The 243-nt window shown below is 59.3% G+C and carries 1 pseudogene; it reads left to right on the top strand.

From position 1 onward, the window contains the following. Positions 1-56: 56 nt before the first annotated feature. Positions 57-243, top strand: a pseudogene (locus KW835_RS26730) (DUF4148 domain-containing protein); the annotation flags it as partial.

Raw genomic sequence — 243 nt, 5'->3', positions numbered from 1 at the left:
GACCTCTCACTAGACGAACACACCTGATTCACAAAAAAATTCACAGGATTTCCATCATGAACAAGACCGCACGCTTCCTCTCCATCGCCGCTGTGTCCGCTTTCGCTGCCTTTGGTGCCCACGCCGACGAAGCCGACGCTTCGCAATTCGCCACGAAGTTCGAAACCAACCGCACCCGCGCCGAAGTGGCTGCCGAGGCATCGAGCGTTGCCCAGACCCGCAGCATCGAGCCCGCAGGTTCGC

It is taken from the genome of Acidovorax sp. sic0104, from assembly GCF_019219095.1.
In the GTDB taxonomy this organism is placed as follows: domain Bacteria; phylum Pseudomonadota; class Gammaproteobacteria; order Burkholderiales; family Burkholderiaceae_C; genus Acidovorax.
This window is presented reverse-complemented; position numbering and strand designations above follow the sequence as displayed.